At 70.4% G+C, this 22,054-nt stretch carries 17 protein-coding genes and 1 tRNA gene; 4 read left to right on the forward strand and 14 right to left on the reverse strand.

Annotation, left to right across the window (positions count from 1 at the left end; translation table 11 throughout):
* Positions 1–203: 203 nt before the first annotated feature.
* The 3 genes from B1H29_RS17500 (at position 204) to B1H29_RS17510 (ending at position 5,403) form a co-directional block, all read left to right on the forward strand.
* Entirely contained in the window at positions 204–2,486 is a 2,283-nt protein-coding gene (locus B1H29_RS17500; protein ID WP_055418767.1) for a heterodisulfide reductase-related iron-sulfur binding cluster, read from the forward strand.
* A gap of 537 nt (positions 2,487–3,023) precedes the next feature.
* Positions 3,024–4,052, forward strand: coding sequence for a Yip1 family protein (locus B1H29_RS17505; protein ID WP_055418768.1), 1,029 nt, complete (start codon positions 3,024–3,026; stop codon positions 4,050–4,052).
* Positions 4,053–4,320: 268 nt separating this feature from the next.
* Positions 4,321–5,403 (forward strand): class I SAM-dependent methyltransferase, encoded by a 1,083-nt coding sequence (locus tag B1H29_RS17510; RefSeq protein WP_055418769.1) that lies wholly within the window; start codon positions 4,321–4,323, stop codon positions 5,401–5,403.
* 27 nt (positions 5,404–5,430) lie between these two features.
* On the opposite strand, the gene B1H29_RS17515 is transcribed toward B1H29_RS17510, so the two are convergent.
* From B1H29_RS17515 to dcd, 4 genes are all read right to left on the reverse strand, one after another.
* Complete coding sequence (locus tag B1H29_RS17515) at positions 5,431–6,258, reverse strand: DUF2182 domain-containing protein (protein WP_055418770.1); 828 nt, start codon at positions 6,256–6,258, stop codon at positions 5,431–5,433.
* Between the two features lie 127 nt (positions 6,259–6,385).
* Positions 6,386–7,039: a DUF1326 domain-containing protein gene (locus tag B1H29_RS17520; protein WP_055419015.1), complete on the reverse strand. Its 654-nt coding sequence runs from the start codon at positions 7,037–7,039 to the stop codon at positions 6,386–6,388.
* Between the two features lie 220 nt (positions 7,040–7,259).
* A complete protein-coding gene (locus tag B1H29_RS17525) occupies positions 7,260–7,769 on the reverse strand; it encodes a phosphoribosyltransferase (protein ID WP_055418771.1) in 510 nt (169 codons plus the stop codon).
* Positions 7,770–7,782: 13 nt separating this feature from the next.
* Positions 7,783–8,358, reverse strand: a complete 576-nt coding sequence (gene dcd / locus B1H29_RS17530) for a dCTP deaminase (protein WP_055418772.1) — start codon at positions 8,356–8,358, stop codon at positions 7,783–7,785.
* A gap of 609 nt (positions 8,359–8,967) precedes the next feature.
* Between dcd and B1H29_RS17535 the strand changes: the two genes are divergently transcribed.
* Positions 8,968–9,041 (forward strand) — tRNA-Gly (locus B1H29_RS17535).
* 79 nt (positions 9,042–9,120) lie between these two features.
* Here B1H29_RS17535 and B1H29_RS17540 read toward each other — a convergent pair.
* The 10 genes from B1H29_RS17540 to putP all read right to left on the reverse strand — a co-directional run bounded on the left by B1H29_RS17540 (position 9,121) and on the right by putP (position 22,052).
* Entirely contained in the window at positions 9,121–9,264 is a 144-nt protein-coding gene (locus B1H29_RS17540) for a hypothetical protein (protein WP_234393039.1), read from the reverse strand.
* A 77-nt stretch (positions 9,265–9,341) separates the two neighbouring features.
* Complete coding sequence (locus B1H29_RS17545; RefSeq protein WP_055418773.1) at positions 9,342–12,209, reverse strand: FtsX-like permease family protein; 2,868 nt, start codon at positions 12,207–12,209, stop codon at positions 9,342–9,344.
* Complete coding sequence (locus tag B1H29_RS17550) at positions 12,206–12,946, reverse strand: ABC transporter ATP-binding protein (protein ID WP_030856708.1); 741 nt, start codon at positions 12,944–12,946, stop codon at positions 12,206–12,208. Before B1H29_RS17550 ends, B1H29_RS17545 begins: the two co-directional genes overlap by 4 nt.
* A 204-nt stretch (positions 12,947–13,150) precedes the next feature.
* Positions 13,151–13,807 (reverse strand): PadR family transcriptional regulator, encoded by a 657-nt coding sequence (locus B1H29_RS17555; RefSeq protein ID WP_055418774.1) that lies wholly within the window; start codon positions 13,805–13,807, stop codon positions 13,151–13,153.
* A gap of 96 nt (positions 13,808–13,903) precedes the next feature.
* Positions 13,904–14,164: a hypothetical protein gene (locus B1H29_RS17560; protein WP_055418775.1), complete on the reverse strand. Its 261-nt coding sequence runs from the start codon at positions 14,162–14,164 to the stop codon at positions 13,904–13,906.
* A 1,077-nt stretch (positions 14,165–15,241) separates the two neighbouring features.
* Complete coding sequence (locus tag B1H29_RS17565) at positions 15,242–15,592, reverse strand: helix-turn-helix domain-containing protein (protein WP_055418776.1); 351 nt, start codon at positions 15,590–15,592, stop codon at positions 15,242–15,244.
* Positions 15,593–15,601: 9 nt separating this feature from the next.
* A complete protein-coding gene (locus B1H29_RS17570) occupies positions 15,602–16,069 on the reverse strand; it encodes a type II toxin-antitoxin system RelE/ParE family toxin (RefSeq protein WP_409350913.1) in 468 nt (155 codons plus the stop codon).
* 1,212 nt (positions 16,070–17,281) lie between these two features.
* Positions 17,282–17,548 carry a hypothetical protein gene (locus B1H29_RS17580; RefSeq protein ID WP_234393040.1) on the reverse strand — a complete coding sequence of 89 codons (267 nt, stop codon included), beginning with the start codon at positions 17,546–17,548 and terminating at the stop codon, positions 17,282–17,284.
* 237 nt (positions 17,549–17,785) lie between these two features.
* On the reverse strand, positions 17,786–18,025 hold the full coding sequence (locus tag B1H29_RS17585) for a PIN domain-containing protein (RefSeq protein ID WP_234393041.1): 240 nt from the start codon (positions 18,023–18,025) through the stop codon (positions 17,786–17,788).
* Positions 18,026–18,443: 418 nt separating this feature from the next.
* A complete protein-coding gene (gene putP, locus B1H29_RS17590) occupies positions 18,444–22,052 on the reverse strand; it encodes a sodium/proline symporter PutP (protein WP_055418778.1) in 3,609 nt (1,202 codons plus the stop codon).
* Between the last annotated feature and the right edge of the window lie 2 nt (positions 22,053–22,054).

A 22,054-nucleotide genomic window follows, 5' to 3' on the forward strand; every position in this document is an offset into this window, starting at 1 on the left:
AGGCCGCGCCGTCAGGGGCCACCGTCAGCCCCGGCGGCCGGCGTCACCCCCTGGCCCGCCGGTCAGGGTTGCCTCAGCGACGCAGATCACCGCACGTCCGGCTACAGTGCGGCGGAGGATGGGGGTAGTCTCAGACGGACTGCATAAGTTACCGCTTAGTAATACCGCCCCCCTCGAAACCTCGCAGGCCCGAGGAGCCCCAAATGCAACTCGCCGCGATCATCGTGTCGCTGGTCCTGATCGTGGTCGGCGTCGCACTGTTCGGCCGCGCCGTCCTGCAGATCTACAACTCCATGCGGCTGGGCCAGCCGGTACCGGCCGGCACGCGGACCAATGACCCCGCTCAGCGCACCCTCACCGTGGTCAGGGAATTCCTCGGCCACACCCGGATGAACCGCTGGGGCATCGTCGGGGTGGCGCACTGGTTCGTGGCGGTGGGCTTCTTCTCCCTGCTGCTGACGATCGTCAACGCGATCGGCCAGCTCTTCCAGGCCGACTGGATCCTGCCGGTCATCGGCGACTGGGCCCCGTACAACGTCTTCGTCGAGTTCATCGGCACGATGACGGTGCTCGGCATCCTGGTCCTGATCGCGATCCGCCAGGTGAGCAAGCCGAACAAGCCGGGCCGCAAGTCCCGCTTCGCCGGCTCCAACTTCGGCCAGGCGTACTTCGTCGAGGCCGTCATCCTCATCGTCGGCGTCTGCATCTTCATGCTGCACGCCCTCGAGGGCGCCCTGCACCACGTGGACGGCTACGAGGCGTCGTTCTTCATCTCGTACCCGGTCGTCTCCGCGCTCGGAGACCTGGACCTCGCAACGCTCCAGAACCTCGTCTACTTCTTCGCCGGTCTGAAGATCGCGACCTCCTTCATCTGGATGATCACGGTCGCGCTGAAGACCGACATGGGCGTGGCCTGGCACCGCTTCCTGGCGTTCCCGAACATCTGGTTCAAGCGCGACGCGAAGGGCGGCACCGCGCTGGGCGAGCTGCTGCCGATGACGTCGGGCGGCAAGCCGATCGACTTCACCGACCCCGGCGACGACGACGTCTTCGGCGTCTCCCAGGTCGAGCACTTCTCCTGGAAGGGCCTGCTGGACTTCTCCACCTGCACCGAGTGCGGGCGCTGCCAGTCGCAGTGCCCGGCCTGGAACACGGGCAAGCCGCTCTCCCCCAAGCTCCTGATCATGTCCCTGCGCGACCACGCGCACGCCAAGGCCCCCTACCTGCTGGCCGGCGGCGGCAAGACCGTGGAGGGCGAGGAGAAGGCGTCCGCCGAGCAGCTCGAGGACGTCCCCGCGGCCGCCCTCGCGGAGGCCGAGCGCCCGCTGATCGGCACCGTCGAGGAGAACGGCGTCATCGACCCGGACGTCCTGTGGTCCTGCACCACCTGCGGCGCCTGCGTCGAGCAGTGCCCGGTCGACATCGAGCACGTCGACCACATCGTCGACATGCGCCGCTACCAGGTCATGATCGAGTCGGCGTTCCCGTCCGAGGCCGGCACGATGCTCAAGAACCTGGAGAAGAAGGGCAACCCCTGGGGCCTGGCGAAGAAGCAGCGCCTGGAGTGGCTCAAGGAACTCGACTTCGAGGTCCCGGTCGTCGGCAAGGACATCGAGGACCTCACCGAGGTCGAGTACCTCTACTGGGTCGGCTGCGCCGGCGCCCTGGAGGACCGCGCCAAGAAGACCACCAAGGCCTTCGCCGAGCTGCTGCACATCGCCGGCGTCAAGTTCGCGATCATGGGCGGCGACGAGAAGTGCACCGGTGACTCCGCCCGCCGCCTCGGCAACGAGCCCCTCTTCCAGGAGCTCGGCATGGAGAACGTCATGTCCCTCAACGCCGCCTTCGGCGAGGAGACGGACGACGACGGCAAGGTCACCGAAGAGTCCCGCAAGCCGAAGTCGGCGAAGAAGATCGTCGCCACCTGCCCGCACTGCCTCAACACCCTGGGCAACGAGTACCCGCAGCTCGGCGGCGACTACGAGGTCATCCACCACACCCAACTGCTCCAGCACCTGGTGGACGAGGGCAAACTGCTCCCGGTCACCCCGGTCGAGGGCATCATCACGTACCACGACCCGTGCTACCTGGGCCGCCACAACAAGATCTACACGCCTCCGCGCGAGATCATCGCCGCCGTCCCGGGCGTCCGGAACGAGGAGATGCACCGCCACAAGGAGCGCGGCTTCTGCTGCGGCGCCGGTGGCGCGCGGATGTGGATGGAGGAGCGGATCGGCAAGCGCATCAACAACGAGCGCGTCGACGAGGCCCTCTCGGTCAACCCGGACATCGTCTCCACCGCCTGCCCGTTCTGCCTCGTCATGCTCACGGACTCCGTGAACGGCAAGAAGAACGACGGCAAGGCCAAGGAGTCCATCCAGGTCGTCGACGTCGCCCAGCTCCTGCTGGACTCCGTCAAGACCCCGGCCGACCCGGCGGGCGAGCCGGAGACGGAGAACGAGCCGACGCCGGAGCCGGTGAAGTAACCGGACCCGTCCCGCCCCGGCGGCCCGAGGTACGGCGGCCCCTGACCCGAGCGGGTCGGGTGCCGCCGCCGTTCCCGGGGCCGGGCCCGCGAGGCCCACGGGGCCAGGTCCGGGGGCCCACGGCGCCGGGGCCGCGAAGCCCACGGGGCCGGGGCCGCGAAGCCCGGCACCGGCGGCTGGGACGCCATGGGGCGCCTCCTCACCGTCGGCACTCCAACGGTGGCGACGCTCCGACCTGCTGGCCATCGCCATCGCCAACGCCAACGCCAACGCCAACGCCAACGAGAGCTTCGTGCTCGACGGCTGGTCGGACGACCCCGGTTGGCTGATGGCCTGCTTGGGTCGGGGCGACGGCCGCCTCGAGGACGCCAGGCGCGTCGACGGGAGCTGGTGGGGTTTCACCGACTTCTGCTGACGGCGAATACCGCCGGGCCGACCGGCTCGGGCCACCCGGCCGGGCCACCCGGCCCACGGCTGGTCGGGTTCCGAGCGCCCCCGCGGCCCCCTAGGGGGCACCCGGGGCAACCCCCGTAAGGGATGTCACAGGTCGGCCGCAAAGGCGGCCCCGAAAGGCCCGGCCCCGCACGTCACTCTGCGGGACCAGGTACGTTCGAAGGCGTGGCTGGATTCAGGATCGGACGCGGCCGGGACAACGGCGCTCCTCACGCGCGACCGCAACACCCTCCGTACGGACAGCAGGCGCCCCAGGGACCACCGTACGGCGGTCCGGCGACGCCTCAGCAGCCGTACCCGCAACAGCCGTACGGGGGCGGCGCCCCCGGCCCCGGCGGCTCACCGTGGCCGCAGCCGCACCATGGCGGCGGGCACGGCGGCGGGCACGGCGAGCCGGAGTACTTCGGCGACGGCGGCTACGGCCAAGCCGGCCACCACGGAGGCCAGGCCCCGCACGACCCGTACGCGGCCAACAACCCCGGGCACACCCAGGCGTTCACCGTCGGCGACGACCCCTACAACCAGGGCGAGACCTACCGCGCCGGCTCCGCCCCGCCCCCCGGCCCGGTCGGCCCCCGCCTGCACTGGAAGGCCCTGCTGAGGGGCGTCGTCCTCGCCCCCAACCAGACCTTCCTCCAGATGCGGGACTACGCGATGTGGGCCCCGGCGCTCATCGTGACGTTCTTCTACGGCCTGCTGGCGGTCTTCGGCTTCGACGGCGCCCGCGAGGAGGCGATCAACGCCACCCTCTCGAACGCCATCCCGATCGTCCTGACCACTGCCGTCGCGATGGTGCTGAGCGCGTTCGTCCTGGGCGTGGTCACCCACACCCTCGCCCGCCAGCTCGGCGGCGACGGCGCATGGCAGCCCACGGTCGGCCTCTCCATGCTGATCATGTCGCTCACGGACGCCCCGCGGCTGGTCTTCGCCATGTTCCTCGGCGGCGACGCGTCCTTCGTCCAGGTCCTCGGCTGGGCCACCTGGGTCGCGGCGGGCGCCCTGCTGACCCTGATGGTCGGCCGCTCCCACGACCTGCCCTGGCCGAAGGCGCTCGGCGCGGCGGCGATCCAGTTGATCGCCCTGCTGTCGATCGTGAAGCTGGGCACGTTCTAGGCGCCTCGCCCCCACCCGCTGGGTCCAGGGGGTGGGGGCCGGTGTTCTCCGATCCCTCTCACCGGCACCGAGAGCTTGCCGAGCGGCTCCGGCCCGGACCCCCCGGGCCGGTCGCACCCCGGTGTGGCCGCGCCCACCCCGCAGTGACCAACCCCCCCCGTCAGTGACCGGTAACCAAAGGCCGCTTTTCGCAATAAACTGGTACACGAGCGTCTCGCCGATGCTCGGTGGCGCCTGACGACGGCAGAGCACCAGTGGAGGTGCGGTCATGTCGACTTCCGAAGCCGCCCGGACACCCCAGGACGCCGACCGGCAGGAGCAGTTCGCCGCCGAGGTGACCGACGTGCTCAACAAAGGCGCTCTGGCCCTGCTCGTCAGCGTCGGCCACCAGTGCGGACTGTTCGACACCCTGGCCGCCCTGCCGCCGGCGTCCGGCGCGGACATCGCCAAGGCTGCGGACCTGGACGAGCGGTACGTCAGGGAGTGGCTGGGCGGCATGGTGGTCGGCGGATTCGTCGAGTACCGGCCGGAGGAAGGCACATACGCCCTGCCGCCGGAGCACGCCGCTTCGCTCACCACGGCCGCGGGCCCGGACAACCTGGCCGGCATGATGATGTACATCGGGCTGATGGGCGAGGTCGAGCAGCGGGTGGTGCGCTGCTTCCGAGAGGGCGGCGGCGTACCGTACTCGGCCTATCCGCGGTTCCAGGCACTACAGGCCGAGGAGACCGCCCGGGTCTACGACCAGGCCCTGGTCGACACCATCGTGCCGCTCGCGCCGGGGCTCCCCGAGCGCCTGCGCGCCGGCATCGACGTCCTGGACGTGGGCACGGGGCAGGGGCACGCCCCCCTGGTGCTGGCGAAGGCCTTCCCGGCCTCCCGCTTCCTGGGCATCGACCAGTCCGAAGCCGCCGTCGAAACCGCACGCGCCGAGGCGGCCCGCGTCGGCCTCGGCAACGTCCGGTACCGCGCGGCGGACTCGACGCGGACCAGCGGTGAGTACGACCTCATCACCGCCTTCGACGTGATCCACGACCTCGCGCGACCGGCCGAGACGCTCACGGCGATCGCGCGCGCCCTGCGCGCCGACGGCACCTTCCTCATGGGCGACATCGCCGCCTCCAGCAGACTGGAGGAGAACATCGGGCACCCGTTCGGGCCGGCGCTCTTCGGCTTCTCCGTCTTCTACTGTATGACCACCTCGCTCAGCACCGGCGGGGCCGGTCTGGGCACGGTGTGGGGCCGGGAGACGGCGGTGCGGATGCTGAACGAGGCCGGGTTCCAGGACATCGACGTCAAGCCCGTGGAGGGCGATCCCGTCAACGTCTACTACGTCGCGAACAAGGGCTGAAGCCGCTACCGTCGGCCCCCCCCCGGCTCATCCGGCCCCCATCCGGTCCATCGCCGGACCGGGCGCCTCCAGACCGGGCAGCAGCCAGCCGTGGAACGGGGCGAGTCCCGCCAGGACGAGGAAGACGGCACCGACCGCCCAGCTCAGCCAGACTCCCCCGCGCCACAGCTTCTCCAGGAGGATCACGGCGGCGAGTCCCGCCATCGCCGCCACGTTCATGACGCCGAGGGGGATCAGGACGACCATCAGCCCCCAGCAGCACCCGACGCAGTAGAGCCCGTGGTGCGCGCCCACCCGCAGGTCCTTGGCCCACGGACGGAACCGGGCATACCGCACCAGTTGGGACACCGGATTGCGGCAGTGCCGCAGGCAGACCTGCTTCAGCGGCCCGAACTGCTGCACCGCCGCGAGCACGAACACGCCCGCCGCGATCCATCGCCCCGCCCCCGGCCGGGTGTCCACCAGGTCTCCGGTCACCACGAGAAGGCCGTAGGCGACCAGCCCGAACCCGGTCCAGACGAGCAGATAGCCGGTGACGAAGGCGCCGATCCGCGCGGCACGTTCACCGCCCGTCGACGTACGCCCGATCGCCCGCGCCCAGGTGATGGCCACGGGGGCCACCGACGGCAGCATCATCGCCGCCATCATCACCACCCACAGCGCCAGGAAGAGCGGCAACGCCAACCCCATGGTGCCGGGCCCCATCCCCATGTCGCGCGACTGGGCGATCGTGAGCACCCAGGCCAGGGCGGCGATCAGCACCATCAGAGCCCAGCCGGCGACCAGTTCACGTCTCGGCAGCGGGAAGTCCGGCCGGGTGGTGGACGGCTCCGTGGCGATCCGGAGATGCGGCATCGTTGACCTCCCCACTCCGCCCGCGGCGGTCGTCGCCGCCGGGGTACTTCGCGGCATGCCGGCGCGTTCGGGCAGGTGAGCGCGTACTGGGGGTCACAGGCCGAGGACCGGGAAACACTCCCGGTCGCTAGCCGGGTCCCGCCCAGTCGAAGGTGATGTGCTTGCTGGACTGGCCTTCCCTGCTCCACCGGAAACCGAAGGCGTCGGCGCGGTCGGCCACCGAGCGGCCCCAGGTCGCCACCTGTCCGGGGCCGGTCTCGGACCCGGGCAGATTCGTCGTCTGGACCCGCGCGCCCTCCGGCGTGGTCGGTCCGGTGAGGGCCACTGCGCTCGCCTCGACCCGCTCCGGTACGCGGGCCCGCCACGCGCCGAGGTCGTCGTCGGCCTCGAACTCGATGGGAGCGAAGTCCATGCCCCGCATCTCGGGCCCGAGCACACCGACCAGTTCCGCGGGCCAGCCGCCCGCCTGGCCACCGAAGATCATCTGCAAGGCCGCACGCTGCTCACCGTCGGCCCTCTCGTCGAGGAACACCGCCGCGTAGGCATCGGAGTGCTCGGCCCACACATTGCCGACGAAGGAACCCAGCATCACGACATTGAGGCCGTCGAGGGGGACGTCTCCGTAGCGCCCCTCACGGATGTGCCACACCAGCACCCCGTCGCACTCCCCATAGGTGGGCGGCTGCGCGAACGAGCACGGACAGGGAATGTCACACCTACAGGTGTCGAACCAGTCACCGGACGCGTGCCACTTCGGTACGGCCGGCGTCGTCTCGGACATGTCCTCACCCTCTTCCGGGTCCGCGCCGAGCGGGTACCGGTGCATTCCGAGGGGAGTCCCGTCCGACGGCGCCACCCTCTGAGGGTCACCGCCGCCGGGCGCCCCATCCGCTCGGCGACATGCGGGCCTCACGCACCATTTTCCCACCAACGCCGGCCGCTGTCCGCTGTCCGCCGTACACGAAAGCGAAAGTGCCCCGGCCCGTCCGTGCCGACCTGGCTCAGAGGGCTTCTCGGGAGGGCGTGACCGGCGTGCCGGACTTGCGGCAGGGAGGCAGAACGGACCACGGGAAGTTGATCCACTCGTCGGTGCGCTTCCATACGTATTCGCACTTCACGAGCGAGTGGGGCTTCTCATAGATCACGGCGCTGCGGACCTCGGCGACGGTGTCGAGGCAGAAGTCCCGCACCAGCTTGAGCGTCTTGCCGGTGTCGGCGACGTCGTCCGTGATGAGGACCTTCTTGCGGGAGAAGTCGATGACATTGGGCACGGGCGCGAGCATGACCGGCATCTCGAGCGTGGTCCCGACACCGGTGTAGAACTCCACGTTCACGAGGTGGATGTTCTTGCAGTCGAGGGCGTAGGCCAGCCCGCCCGCCACGAAGACCCCGCCCCGCGCGATGGAGAGCACTATGTCGGGCTCGTACCCGTCGTCGGCGACGGCCTGCGCGAGTTCGCGCACGGCGACGCCGAACTGCTCGTAGGTCAGATTCTCCCGAACATCACTCATGCGCGCGTCCTGCTCATACCTGGGTCCGATGGAAGTTGAGGAAGGACCGGGAGGCGGTCGGCCCCCGCTGGCCCTGGTAACGGGACCCGTAGCGCTCGCTCCCGTAGGGGTGCTCGGCCGGCGACGTGAGCCGGAACATACAGAGCTGCCCGATCTTCATCCCCGGCCACAGCTTGATGGGCAAGGTCGCGAGGTTGCTGAGCTCGAGCGTCACGTGCCCGGAGAACCCGGGGTCGATGAACCCGGCGGTGGAGTGCGTGACGAGCCCGAGCCGCCCCAGCGAACTCTTCCCCTCGAGCCGCGAGGCGAGATCGTCGGGCAACGAGACGACCTCGTACGTACTGGCCAGCACGAACTCACCGGGGTGCAGGATGAACGGCTCGTCCCCCTCCGGCTCCACGAGCCGGGTCAGATCCGCCTGCTCGACGGAGGGGTCGATGTGCGGGTACCGGTGATTCTCGAACACCCGGAAGTAGCGGTCGAGGCGCACGTCGATACTCGACGGCTGCACCATGGAGTCGTCGAAGGGATCGATGCGGACCCGACCGGAATCGATCTCGGCCCGGATGTCCTTGTCTGAGAGAAGCACGCACCGAGGATACGCAAGGCGCGCGGAGCAGCGACAACCACCGCCACTCCGCGCGCCCGGCCCTACTGTTTCCTACGTCGTACTGTTTCCTGCGTCCTACTGGGTCCTACGTCCCACTGGGTCCTACGTCCCACTGGGCTCCACCTCCTGCTGGGGGTCTCCCCGGGCGGAAGGCCGCCTACCGCTTCTCCGAACCCACCGGCACGGCGCTCCGCAGCCGCGCACACCGCGGACATCGGACGAGCCGGCCGGGGCCGAGTCGATCGGCCTGCTGCATCGGGAACGAGGCGGCGGTGAACACGTGCCCATCGGCACAGCGGAGGACGGTGCGATCCATCAAGTCCTTCAAGTCCCTTCCCCAAGAGCCGCGTCTGGCTTACTACCCTGACGACAAAAGCCACAGTACGGGATGAAAGAGACGACTCTCCAAGCGGCACTCCGGCCCCTCCCGGCACCACTCCCACGCGTCCACCGTACGCCTCAACTCCGGCCCCCCGCAGCCGCATCACCCCGCCGCAACGCACGCAGGCCCCGCGGCGCGAACACCGGGGGCCAGCGATGAGGTAGAGTAACCGAGCGTCCAGGCACCGACCTCGGTCGGAGTCTTACGCGGGTGTAGTTTAATGGTAGAACATCAGCTTCCCAAGCTGAGAGCGCGAGTTCGATTCTCGTCACCCGCTCCATGCGAAACCCCCAGGTCATCGACCCGGGGGTTCTTTGTTGTCTGGACCGGTGAGCGGATGCCGCACCACAACCGCACCATTAGCCCGCCGGTGGCTCCTCCCTGTGGTGCGCACGGTCGCCGGTGTGGTGCTTCGCACGCTCGGCGCGCACGAGGTCGTCGAGCCCGGCGGCGACCTCCCGTTGCCGGTCCTCGTCGGAGTGCTGGTAGCCGTTCTCGCGCACGCGTGCTTTCCCACACGGTGTGCCCCTGGACGAGGGTGATCCAGCCTCGTCCAGGGGCACGGTCAGGCAGCGGAGGCTCAGTGCGCTTCGCGGCGGGCCAGCGCCCCGCGCGAGCGGGTCACCAGCGCGGCCAGAAGGGCGGCGCCGAGGGGCACGGCGACCAGGAGGGCGGCGAGTGTCTCCCAGGGGACGACGATCGGCACGTGCGGCGGGGCGTCGCCGGCGCCGCCCCACCCCTGGTCGAGAGCCTCCTGATAGAAGCGCATCTGCTCGCGCTCCTCGGTGAGCCGCAGCCCGACCGCGGGCAGGACACCGGCCGCCGCGCCGAGGACCACACCCATCGCGGCGACCACACCGCACTGGAAGCCGCTGAGCATGCGGCGCACCCGGGGCGGGGCGCCGACCGCGGCGAGCGTCTTGAGATCCGCCTCCGCGTCGGCCTGGGCGAGACCGGTGGCGATGCCGGCCGCACCGATGGTGACCAGGCCGGCGAAGACGGTCAGTGCGAGCAGGACGAGCCCGTTCCCGTCGACCCAGCCCTGCTCCACGGTCAGCTCGACGTTGCTGCCGAGCTTGGCGATCTCGGCGTCGAGCCTCTGCCGCTGCTCGGTGCTGGGCATCCGGTCGGTGCTGAAGAAGGCGCCGAGGGGGACGGTGGTCAGTCCGGCGGCCTTGGCGGCGGCGGGGCTGAGCACGCTCTCCACTCCGTAGGAATCGGGCGAGCCGGACACCTGGTAGGCGGGGAAGGACTTCAGCTCGCCCGGGACCGGCTTGTTCTGCTCGGCGGCGCGGTCGGCGGCCTCCGGGTCGGTGATCAGCTTGATGCCGACGGTGCTGTTCCTGTCGACCTGGGGCCTGTGGAAGCTGACGAGCTTTCCGTCGGCGAGGGCCTTGGCCGCACCCGGGTCGTCGATGCCGAGGACCTTCAGGAGCGGGGCGTCGGCGACGAGGAGACCCTCCTCGACGTAGATGCCGTTGCCGTCGGGCGAGAGACAGCGCCAGTCCTTGGCGAGCGCGCGCCGCTGCTCCTTGCTGTACTTCTCCGCGGGGTCGGAGCCGTCGGGGGAGGTGGCCCACAGCGGGCACTCGTTGGCCGGCGGGATGACGACGTCGAAGCGGCCACAGCCCTCTCCCTCGCCGTACGGGGCGCAGCCGGGCTTTCCGACGGCGATCCGGAACACGTCGGCGCGGACGTCGACGGGCAGCGTCCGCTGCACGGCGTCGCGGACGGCGGGGACGTCCCGGCCGCCCTCCTCGGTGACGAGCGCGGCGACGGCCCCGTGCGGCAGGCTGGCCCGGTACTCGGCCTGACTCTGGGCGTCGCGGCTCGCGGCGTACGTCGAGACGGCGACGGTGCCCGCGACGGCGGCCAGGACGGCGGCGACAGCGGGTGCCGTACGGCCCCGGTTGCGGACGGCGTCCCGCAGGGCGAGGCGCGGCGAGAGCGGCAGCCAGCGGCCGGCCCGGCCGAACAGGCCGACCAGGGCGGGCGTCATGGCGACCACACCCAGCTCGGCGATGGCCGAGCCACCCGCGACCAGGACGAACTGGTCGGAGACGACCGAGCCGTACAGGGCGATGGCCGCGCCGAGCAGGAAGGCGCCGAGGCCGATCAGCGGCAGCACGCGGTTGCTGCGGCGCACGCCGCGACGGCCGGTGAGGGAGGCCAGGACGGTCTGCCGGGAGGCGGTGACGGCCGGGATGACCGCGGAGAGCAGGCCGGTGAGGACGGCGAGCGCGGCGATGGCGAGCAGTTCCAGCGGCCTGACGGTGAAGCCGCCGAACCGCTGCCCCATGTAGTCCTCGAGGAGCGGCCGGAGGGCGAAGGTCAGGACCAGGGCGAGGACGATGCCGACCAGGGCCGCCGCGACGCCGATGACCAGGCCGCCGCTCAGCACGATGGCCCGGATGTGGCTGCGGGCACCGCCGTTGGCGCCGACCAGGCCGAGCTGGCGGCGGGAACGACGGGCGCCGACGGCGAAGGCGGGACCCGCGAGCAGGCAGATCTCCAGCATCGCCAAGCCGACGACCGTGCCCACGGCGGCGAGCGCGGCGGCGTCGGCGGCCCCGCTGCTCTCGTAGTTGGCCCAGCCTTCCTTCTGGTAGAGCGGCACCTCGGAGTCGGCGGGCGGGTCGAGGGCCACGGCGCGCGAGGTGACCAGGACACCCTTGGCGTTGATCGCCTGGACCGTGTTCCACGTGAAACCACCGGCCTTCTTCACCAGGTAGGTGGTGGAGACGTCGGGCTTCGGCACTCCGGCCTTCTCGACCGCCTTGGCGTACGGCGCGAGGAAGGCCCCCGGCAGGGCGTTGACCTGCTGTGCCGTGAGGTCGCTGGGCAGCTCGTACGAGCCGCTGATCACATAGGTGCGGTCGAAGCCGCGGGCGGTGAGGGTGGAGCCGACGGACAGCCCGCTGCTCTCCAGGAACCGGGTGGTCGCGGCGATCTCGTCGTTCTTCTCGGGGAAGCGGCCCTCCTGCAACCGCATGATGCCCCGGGCGACGGGGTCGGTGGCGGCCAGCTCACGGACCTCGGTCTGGAGCAGACCGTGAGTGGTGGTCAGCTTGGCGGTGCCGCTGCTGTCGGTCAGCACCGTCGAACCGGCCGGGATGGTCTTGGTGACATCGGTCGGGCCGTCGGGCCAGGGCGTGCCCGGCGACTCGTAGTCCCCGGCCGGGGTGTGCTGCTCGCCCTCGGGGTCCTGCAGGATGGCCACGCCGCCCGTCCGGGCGTCGGAGAAGCGAGCGTCGGCGGCACCCAGGGTGCGCTCCATCCGCTGCGCGGGGGTGAGTTCGGCGCTGCGCAGGGTCAGGTCCAGGGCGCTCACGCCCAGGATCGGCAGCGCGATCATGGCGAGGACGAGGATGCTGCGGCCCTTGGAGCGCCAGGCGTCACGGCGGGCGATGCGGACCGCGGCCCGCCAGGAGTGGAACCAGGTCGTCACCGCTGGGCCGCCCGGCCGGTCAGGAGCGAGTCGGCGTCGCTGCGTAGGGTCTGGTCGACGACGGCGCCGTCCCGCAGGAAGACGACCCGGTCGGCCCAGGCGGCGAACCGCGGCTCGTGGGTGACCATGATGCCGGCGGCTCCGGCGTCGCAGCGGGAGCGCAGCAGGGCCAGCACGGACTCGCCGGTCTCGGAGTCGAGGGCACCGGTGGGCTCGTCGGCGAGGACGAGCCGGCGGTCGCCGACGAGGGCGCGGGCGATGGCCACGCGCTGCTGCTGGCCGCCGGACATCTCGTCGGGGAACCGGTCGGCGAGTTGGCCGAGGTCCATCTCGGCGAGGGCGGCGAGGGCCTCAGTGCGGGCCTTGCGGGCCGATATGCCGTCCAGTTCACGGGGCAGAGCTACATTTTCGGCGGCGGTGAGGGCCGGGATGAGGTTGTAGTCCTGGAAGACGTAGCCGATGCTGCGGCGGCGCAGGGCGGCGAGCCCCTTGATGCCGAGGGCGGTGATGTCGGTGCCCTCGACGAAGACCTGCCCGGAGGTGGGGTTGTCGAGGCCGCCGGCGATGGTGAGCAGGGTGGACTTGCCGGATCCCGACGGGCCCATGACGGCGACGAGTTCACCGGGGTGGACGTCGAGGTCGATGCCGCGCAGGGCGTGCACCTCGGTGGCGCCGGAGCCGTGGACGCGGGTCAGGTTCCGCAGACTCAGCACGGGCTGCTGCTGTTGTGTGGACATGGTTTCCCCTCGGGCGTACGCCGGCGAGCGGCCGGACGTCGGTGCGACGGACGGTCGTTGGCAGCGCCGTACGTACGGTATGGGTCTGGTCGGGTGGTTCGGAGTCTTCAGGTGCTACGAGTGGGTCGGGTGGAGCCGGTGGACTCGGTCGGCCCTGTGGGTCCGGTCGTTCGGGCGCTCAGGGCCGGTCGTGAAGGTCGGACGTCACGGACGGTGGCGAGCGGCCTCCTCTGCCCCGGCCGCCGCCCGTGCCCCCGTCCCCGCCGCTCCCGCTACCGCCCCCGGCGAGGCCGGCTCCGGCCCCGCCGCCTGGGCGGTCGACGAGAGACGGATCAGCCGGGACTCGCAGTGGTCGAGCCAGCGCGCCTCGGCCTCGGTCTGGAAGATCAGCTGCTCCAGGACGAGGAGCCAGGCGATGTCGTCCCGCTCCCGGTCCCCGTTCTTCTCCACGGCGGTGAGGGCCTGCGCCTTCAGCCGGGTGTAGTCCTGCATGGCCTTCACGGTGTGCCGGCGCTGGGACTGGATGACGTCACGGATGTCGACCCCGGGCGCCCCGACGGCCATGGCCAGCTTGATGGCCAGCTCGTCACGGGCCGGGCTGGTGCGGTCGACGGGGTGCTCGAACCATCTGCGAAGTTCGACGCGACCGCTGTCGGTGATCGCGTAGAGCGGGTGGCCGGCCTCGTCCTCACCGTCCTGCACGACCATGCCGTCGCGTTCGAGCCGGCTGAGCGTCGTATAGACCTGACCCACGTTGAGCGGCCAGGCGGAGCCGGTGCGGGACTCGAACTCCGTACGGAGCTGTGAGCCGTAGCGCGGGCCGCGTTCGAGGAGGGCGAGAAGCCCGTGGCGGATGGACATACCGAGTATGTATACCGAGTAAGTCCGCGTGGGCAAGCGTCCTGAGGCGGACGCCGGAGGTCCGACTCAAGGGGGACCCGGGCCGTCGCGAGCCGCTCAGCGACGGCGCATCCGCACCCCGAGGAAGCCGATGCCGAGGCCCACCAGAGCCAGCCCCACGCCCAGTGCGAACACGGGAATCCGCCGGTCGGAGAGGCCGAGGGGGGCCTCGGTGCCGGCCCCGTGAGCGGCCGCCGACTGCTCCGCGGGCAAGCTCTCGGCGGCCGGGGCGTCCGTCTTGGGTACCGCATCGACCCCCTCGTCCGACTCCTCGGCGGGCTCCTCCTCTGTTGCCGTTGTAGTACGAGCGGGCTTCACCGGGCTCGTGGAGGACGGCGAGTCGGAGGGGTCGGCCGGTCGGCCGGGGCCGCTCCCGGCCCTCCCCCGTCGGCGCCCCCGAGGGAGGCGGAGTCGCTGGGCGCGGGCGCGTCGGGCGGCCCCGACGGCTCGGGGGCCGCCGGACGGGCGGGTCCGGCGGGTCCGGAGGAAGGCGACGCCGACGGGGCGGACGGGCGATCGGGCGGGGTGGGTGCGGCGTTCGTGGCCGCGGAACCGTTCGGAGCGGGGGCGTGAGCGGGCGGTGCGGGGGAGACCGTCGCCGTGGCCTGGCGCGAGGGGGCCGGCGGGCGCGGGACGGACGGGGTGGTGGGCGGCCCAGAGGGGTGCCTCACGGCGGCGGCCTCCGGCCCGAAGGCGGCGGCCTCCGGCCCGAAGGCGCCGGCGCTCCGCACGGCGCGGAGCGCGCCCTCGCCCTCGTGTGCATCGCCCTCGTGCGCATCGAGGCCCGAGGAGTCCTCGACTCGCAGCAGGATGCTTGATGCGCGCCACTGCATCCGAATGACGCCATGTGTGCAGTCGTGACGGCCTCACTCGGCTGCCGTTCGAGTCGGAGCCACTCCCGGCCTCTGGCAGCTAACCGGAGGCCCTGATCTCCCCCCTCCCTGCGTCGTGCCCGTAGCGTGCCCCTCAGAGCGGACAACCCCGGTCAACAACGGTGCAACCAGTCCCTCACACCTGCCGCCTGGCAACGAATCTGCCCAGGTCAGCTGTCCTATGGCCGCGCAAGCGCCGTCGCTTCCCAAGCTGAGAGCGCGAGTTCGATTCTCGTCACCCGCTCCAGGAGAAACCCCAGGTCAGCGACTTGGGGTTTGTTCTTTGTCGCTGACTTTTCGGTGCTTTTCGCACCCTCGCGTACTCGAAGATTGGGCACGCGGAGGGCACGGACGCCTAGTTGAGGCTGGCCAGTCATTACTTCTCACGCTAGTTCATGCCTGCTGACCTGTGGTTTCGTTTCAAGCTTTGCAGGAACGAACAGGAAAAGCCCTCAGCCTGCCGTTCCCGAGAAACGCTGCCGAACGGTGCGTCGCCTCACCGCGCGCAAAGCTTTCGGGCCGACTACGCCGCTGCGCTGCCCTGATCACCACTTGCCGGCATCCGCAGTGTGTGATCACCGAAGTCGGCAATCAAGTCCAACCTGCCGCCGAGCGCTTCGACGTAACGTGCGATGACATCGAGAGTGGCGACCTCGCCGTGCTCGATCTGGGACACGCGAGCAATGCTCACGCCCATACGGGCAGCCACGTCCCTCTGGGCCAGCCCATACTGCTTGCGCGCCTCAGCGAGTTGATGGCCACGGGCTTCCGCCAGCAGTCGACGTGAACCGGCTTCCACCTCAGCGGGAGCCACACCGGCCGAGTACAGCTCCTGCTCCAGGGCCTCCCAGTCCTGCGGGGTCTTCTTGGGCATGCTTACTCCTCAGTCCTCCGTGTCACCGGTGTAGTCGCGGTAGAGCTGTTCAGCCAGAGGAATGCTGTCGCGGTACCAACGCTCCCAGTTTCCTGCCTTGTCGCCCCCGAGGAGCAGCAGGGCTGAACGAGTCGGATCAAAGGCGAAGATGATCCGCATCTCGGACCGCCCACCTGACCCCGGCCTCAGCTCCTTGAGGTGATGCAGTTCCGATCCCTTCAGCCGGTCCACGAGGGGACGCCCCAGGGTGGGACCTGTGTCACGCAGAGCGGCAACGGCCTGGGCGACCTGAGAGGCAGAACCGAGATCCTCCTTGATCAGCCGCCTGAACCACTCCGCGTACTCATCGGTGACCTTGATCGCCCAGCTCAAGACGGCTCCCCTCGACACCAGCATCACGAGTTTAAGGTTTTCCTTAACTGACGGCAAGCCGACCGTTCCGACGTTGATCCCACCAACAGGGCTCTCATGAACCACCACTCCTGGTGGGAGGTCCTGAATCCCTCACCACACTCAGAAGCTCACGCCACGCGCGAACAACGGCACCCACGTCCATCAGGAGCGCTCTCACCTGGTGGAGCAGCACTCGGATCACCAACAGTCCCACGACGGCGCTGCATCCTGCGGTGATCCACTCCATCGGGCTGCCTCCTCACCTCGGGCAGCAGGGTCCTCAGATTGAGGACTGAGGTCTTTGCCTGGAGAGGTAAATCTCTCGATCCTGAGTCGCGGTGTCTCGCCGCGCTCGCCACCTTGGGTACCAGGCTTCCCGTCGTGGAGATCGAAGTCTGCGGCGTAAAGCCGGCTTTTTTTGATCTTCCGAACCAGGGCAGAGGATCGGCATCCATGTGCGGTCGCGACGACTTCCCTCAGCCGGCCTACGCGTCGACGAGCCCCGAGCACAGAGAAGGCGACGCGGGCACGACACTCCTCCACCTCGCGACCTCGTGCCCACAGCGTGCCCGTAAGTGCGGGCAACCACGGTCAACAGCAGTGCGAACCGACCCTCATGACCACGCTGAGGATAGGACATCTGCCCAGTTCAGAGACCTAGAGCCCGTTCAAGCGCCGTCGCTTCCCAAGCTGAGAGCGCGAGTTCGATTCTCGTCACCCGCCCCATGCGAAACCCCCAGGTCATCGACCCGGGGGTTCTTTTTTGTCTAGACGGTAGGCGACTGCCGCATCACAACCGCACCATTAGCCCGCCGACGGCTCCTCCATGTGGTGCGCACGGTCGTCGGTGTGGTGCTTCGCACGCTCGGCGCGTACGAGGTCGTGGAGCCTGGCGGCGACGCAAGCAGCTCATCAAGCCCCGGCTGCGCTCCGCCCGCGCTGCGCCGACGCGCGCCCACATGTGGATAGGGCCGGAAGCCATGAGGCGGTCACCGCATAGACGGGGCGCGGTCAAAGACGATGCCTCCGGCGGGGATCGGTCGGCACCGGGATGGAGGGGGCGCCGTCGCCGACCGCGGGAACGTTGTGGCGTGCGCGGGTTGCTCCCTTCCCGACCACCGCCGACCCAGGCGAAGCCGAGCAGACGCGGCCCAGGGCGTCTGGGTCGTTCGTACAGTGGCGCGCTCCACCTGGACGCCAGGAACCACGCCCGCTCCACGGTGTGTGGGTCGACGGCGGACGGGAGGGAAGCTGGGGGTGAGGGGTGGGAATCTCCGGATTGTCAGGCGCGCGCTGTCAACCGGCAGCCTGTGAAGAGACCAGCGCCGCCCCGAACCCGAGGACGACCAACTGCACAACGCCGGGGACGCGCCACCCCAGGGCGAGGAGGCCACCGCCTGTCAGTACTGCACCGCCCCCCAGAAGCCACAATGCCTGCGACGCCGCCTGTGACGCACTCGACGGTGCGACGCCGTCGCTTTCGTAGCCGTCGGCCCATCCCGCCATCCCAACGCCGTACACCGACCAAGCGATAAGCATGAAGTCGATGACAAGCAGCAGCACGCTGACCCCGATCTGCTGACCGGTTGACGGCTCACTCGCCCGTCTCATGCCCACTGCCGTCCCGTCTGCAGGTGACGCTCTGCCAAGTCCATGCGGCCAGCATGGTGTTGCAGCGGGCACTGCAACATGAGTACGGGTACTCAGATGCGCCGTTCCCGTCGGCACCAAGCCGGATCTGTCGCCCGTGCCCCAGTCGTGCCCGATCAAGCGGGGAACCGGGGGAAACACCAAGGCACGTCAGACGACGTCGTGGATGTTGTGCTCGGTCAGGTCGGACGCGTACCGGGCGACAGTGCTGTAGTCGGCATCGTCGTGGAGGACGGTCAGGCCGTGGTGGGCGGCAGTGGCTGCGATGACAAGGTCCACTGCCGAGGCACTGCGGTGCTCCCCGGCCTGAGCCATACGGTGTTGCACCGCGCTGATCCAACGCTCTGCGTTCTTCGGCACCGTCGCATCGGGATGGAGGTCGGAGAACATTTCCGCGATCTCGTCGTACTCGCGGCGGTTCCGGCGTTGTACAGGAACTCGGTACGTCGCACGTAGCAGGATGCGAATACGTCACCAACATTGGCCGGTCCACATGTCGGCTCCCGTGTACGCACTCGTGACGGGCCCTCCAGTCAGACCCGAGACGATGCGGTCCGTCCGGTGCAGGCGTTGGGCGCTGTGCGGCCCGACTGCTGATCGGGCCCGTGCCCACAGCGTGCCCGTAAGAGTGGACGACCGACCTGACCGGGGGCTTTCGGGCATGCCGCCAGGAGGCCCCCCGGAGCCCACGGGAAGAGGGCCGTGCGCGCCACCCTCTCCGCGTACCCGGCGTGGTGGCGGCGCGGCGCACGCGCGGCACGGTGTGGGCCCGGGGGTCCTCACGGACGAGACGGCGTGCTCGGGACGGTCACGGTGCCGGCGTCCGGCCGGTGTCCGGGGCGGGCGTCCCGGCGGGGGTGACCTGCTCGGTCCAGATCGTCTTGCCGGTCGCCGTGTAGCGCGTACCCCAGCGCTGGGCGAGATGGGAGACGATCAGCAGCCCCCGGCCGCCTTCGTCGGTGGTCCGGGCATGGCGCAGCCGCGGGGACGTACTGCTGGAGTCCGAGACCTCGCAGATCAGTCCGCGGTCCAGGATCAGGCGGAGCAGGACCGGTCCGGACGCGTGGCGGACGGCGTTGGTGACCAGTTCGCTGACGATGAGCTCGGTGGTGAACGCCAGCGCGTCCAGGCCCCACTCGGCCAGCCTCCGTTCGGCGAAGGCACGGGCCTGCGCCACGGCGGCCGGGTCCCTGGGCAGGTCCCAGGAGGCGACCCGGTCGGGACTCAGGACCCTGGTCCGGGCGAGCAGCAGGGCCGAGTCGTCCGGCGGGGGCGCCGCGAGCAGGGTGTCGACCGCACTGCGGCCCGCCTCCTCCAGCGTCTGTCCGCCCCGCGCCAGGGCGGTACCGAGGAGGGAGAGCCCAACATCGATGTCCCGGTCGCGTCTCTCGACTAGGCCGTCGGTGCAGAGGGCGATGAGACTGCCCTCGGGCAGCTCCAGCTCGACGGACTCGAAGGGAAGGTATCCCAGCCCGAGGGGCGGTCCGGCGGGCAGGTCCAGAAGATCGGTACGTCCGTCCGGACGGACGACCAGGGGCGGGAGGTGGCCGGCCCGGGCCAGCGTGCAGCACCTGCTGACCGGGTCGTACACGGCGTACAGGCAGGTGGCTCCCAGGAACGCGTCTCCCACTGTCCCGCCGTCGGCCTGCTCCTGCTCGTCGCCGTCGTCTCCCCCGATGAGACCGATGACCAGGTCGTCCAGGTGGGCCAGCACCTCGTCCGGGGCGAGGTCCAGGTTGGCGAGCGTGCGGACCGCGGTGCGCAGGCGCCCCATGGCGATCGCCGCGTTCATGCCGTGGCCGACGACGTCACCGATGACGAGCGCGACCCGGGCCCCGGAGAGCGGGATCGCGTCGAACCAGTCGCCGCCCACACCGCTGGGCGCGTCCGCCGGGAGGTACCAGGACATGACGTCCAGGGCCGAGCCGCCCGTCAGCCTGTTCGGGAGCAGCGAGCTCTGCATGGAACGGGCCGCGGTGCGCTCCCGGTGGTAGCGGCGCGCGTTGTCGATGCTCACCGCCGCGCGGGCGACGAGCTCCTCGGCGAGGCGTACGTCGTCCTCCTCGAAGGCCCACGCCGCACGGGACCGGGCGAACGTCGCGACGCCCAGGGTGACACCGCGGGCCCGCACGGGTACCACCATCAGCGAGCGGAGGCCGAACGCCAGGACTGAGTCGCCCAGGGACCGGTCCTCGGTCACCCAGGCGCTGGTGGCGGGGTCCAGGACAGGCTCCACCAGGGTCCTGCTCTCCAGCAGGCACCGGGTCACGGGCGCCGAGGGCGCACGCCGTACCGTTTCTCCCACGGCCAGGGTCACCTCCGGCCAGTCCTCGCGCACCGACCGCCGCGCCGCGCGACGGATGACCGGGGTCAGGCCCACGGGTCCGGGAGCCGGTTCCTCCCCCCGCATGACCGCGTCCAGCAGGTCGACCGCGACCAGGTCGGCGAGGGACGGCACGGCCACGTCGGCCAGCTCCTGCGCGGTCCGGGTCACATCCAGGGTGCCGCCGATGCGGGCACCGGCGTCGTTCAGCAGGGCCAGGCGCTCCTGGGCCCGCCACCGCTCGGTGACGTCGATGATCATGTACCAGACGCCCACCTGCCGGTCCTGGCGGTCCCTCATGGCGAAGAAGGACACGGAGTACGCCCGCTCCTGGAGGGGGTCGGTCGGGCCCGGGCCTCGGAACTCGTGGTCCATCACCGGGCGCCCGGTCTCGAGGACCGTCCGCATGCGCTCCTCGAACTCCTCGGCGTTCGCCGTGGGCAGCACCTCGCGCACCCGCTTCCCCAGCCGCCGCGCGAGCGGGACCATGCGGTCCAGCGGCTGGTTCACCCAGACGTAGCGCAGGTCGGTGTCCAGAACGGCGATGCCTACCGGTGCGTGGGTGAGGAAGGGGTCCATCATCAGCTGGTTCACCCCGCTGCCCGGCATCCGCCAGAAGGCCCGCCTCGGGGGGCGGCCGACGAACCTGCCGAAGAGCAGTGCGGCGAGTGTGGCGGCCAGCACGCCCGGGACCATCTCGTAGACGTCCGACTCGAGCGGACCCAGCAAGGGATTGATCCTGTCCCAGAGCAGCACGGTCACCGCACCCGCCACGATCCCGGCCATGGCGCCCGCCCAGCTCATGCGCGGCCAGTACAGCGAGAGCAGCACGACCGGGCCGAAGGCGGCTCCGAAGCCCGCCCATGCGTAGGCGACGATGCTCAGCAGCCCGTCGGCTCTCAGGGCGATCACACAGGCGATCAGGATCACCACGACGACGGCGCCGCGCCCCACCCACACCAACACCCGGTCCGGGGCCCGACGGTTGAACAGGGCGTGGTAGAAGTCCTCCGTGAGCGCGACGGACGACACGAGGAGCTGACTGTCCGCGGTCGACATGATCGCTGCCAGTACGGCGATCAGCATCAACCCGGCGACCCAGGGGTTGAGCAGGGTCCGGCTCAGGACGATGTACACGGTGTTCGGCTCGGCCAGCGGGGTGCCGAGCCGCGCGATCCCGACGAGGCCGATGAGGGTGGCGGCGCTCAGTACGACGGTGACCCACAGCGTGCCGATCCGGCGGGCCGCGGGGATGGCACGGACGCTGCGGATGCCCATGAAGCGGGCCAGGATGTGCGGTTGGCCGAAGTAGCCCAGACCCCAGGCGAGCAGCGAGACGACGGCGACGGCGCCGAGCGGCCCGCCCGCGGACCACCGGCCGTCCGCGTAGTGGACGTCGGTCCCCAGGTCGAGCAGCCCCGGTGTCCTGCGGGTGAGGGCGTCGCCGAGTTCTCCGAAGCCGCCGAGGGCCACGACACCGGTCAGCGGGAGCACCACCAGGGCCAGCAGCATCAGCGTGCCCTGCAGGACGTGCGTGTGGCTCACGGCGAGGAAGCCGCCCAGACACGAGTAGATGACGATCAGCAGGGCGGTCAGGGACACTCCGAGCCCGAAGGGGAGGTCGAACACGTTGTTGACGAGCACTCCGCCGGCCACCAGCCCACTGGCGACATACACCGTGAAGAAGACCAGGGTGACCGCGGCCGAGGCCGTCCGGAGCACCCGGGTCCGGTCCTCGAACCGCTCCTCCAGATACGCCGACAGGCTTACGGCGTTCTCGGCGCGTTCGGTGTACGTGCGGAGTCTCGGCGCGACGAAGAGCCAGTTGAGGTAGGTACCGGCCACCAGACCGACAGCGATCCAGCCGGCGCCGAGTCCGGCCGCGTACACCGCTCCCGGAAGCGAGAGGAACAGCCAGCCGGACATGTCGCTGGCCCCCGCGGACAGGGCGGCGACGAGCCCGCTGAGCCTGCGGCCCCCCAGGGCGAAGTCGGTGAACGTGTGCGTGCGGGCGTAGGCCCAGACACCCGTTCCGATCATGGCGGCCACATACACGAGGAACATGGCCACAATCGGCGCGCTCAAGTCGAACATAC

Origin of the sequence: Streptomyces pactum, from assembly GCF_002005225.1 — a bacterium.
Lineage (GTDB): Bacteria > Actinomycetota > Actinomycetes > Streptomycetales > Streptomycetaceae > Streptomyces > Streptomyces pactum_A.

Bases quoted from the DNA above. Each gene is read 5' to 3' on its own strand.
- B1H29_RS17500 (WP_055418767.1), top strand. From the start codon at position 204: ATGCAACTCGCCGCGATCATCGTGTCGCTGGTCCTGATCGTGGTCGGC.
- B1H29_RS17505 (WP_055418768.1), top strand. From the start codon at position 3,024: ATGTCACAGGTCGGCCGCAAAGGCGGCCCCGAAAGGCCCGGCCCCGCA.
- B1H29_RS17510 (WP_055418769.1), top strand. From the start codon at position 4,321: ATGTCGACTTCCGAAGCCGCCCGGACACCCCAGGACGCCGACCGGCAG.
- B1H29_RS17515 (WP_055418770.1), bottom strand. From the start codon at position 6,258: ATGCCGCATCTCCGGATCGCCACGGAGCCGTCCACCACCCGGCCGGAC.
- B1H29_RS17520 (WP_055419015.1), bottom strand. From the start codon at position 7,039: ATGTCCGAGACGACGCCGGCCGTACCGAAGTGGCACGCGTCCGGTGAC.
- B1H29_RS17525 (WP_055418771.1), bottom strand. From the start codon at position 7,769: ATGAGTGATGTTCGGGAGAATCTGACCTACGAGCAGTTCGGCGTCGCC.
- B1H29_RS17550 (WP_030856708.1), bottom strand. From the start codon at position 12,946: ATGTCCACACAACAGCAGCAGCCCGTGCTGAGTCTGCGGAACCTGACC.
- B1H29_RS17555 (WP_055418774.1), bottom strand. From the start codon at position 13,807: ATGTCCATCCGCCACGGGCTTCTCGCCCTCCTCGAACGCGGCCCGCGC.
- B1H29_RS17565 (WP_055418776.1), bottom strand. From the start codon at position 15,592: ATGCCCAAGAAGACCCCGCAGGACTGGGAGGCCCTGGAGCAGGAGCTG.
- B1H29_RS17585 (WP_234393041.1), bottom strand. From the start codon at position 18,025: ATGTTCTCCGACCTCCATCCCGATGCGACGGTGCCGAAGAACGCAGAG.
- putP (WP_055418778.1), bottom strand. From the start codon at position 22,052: ATGTTCGACTTGAGCGCGCCGATTGTGGCCATGTTCCTCGTGTATGTG.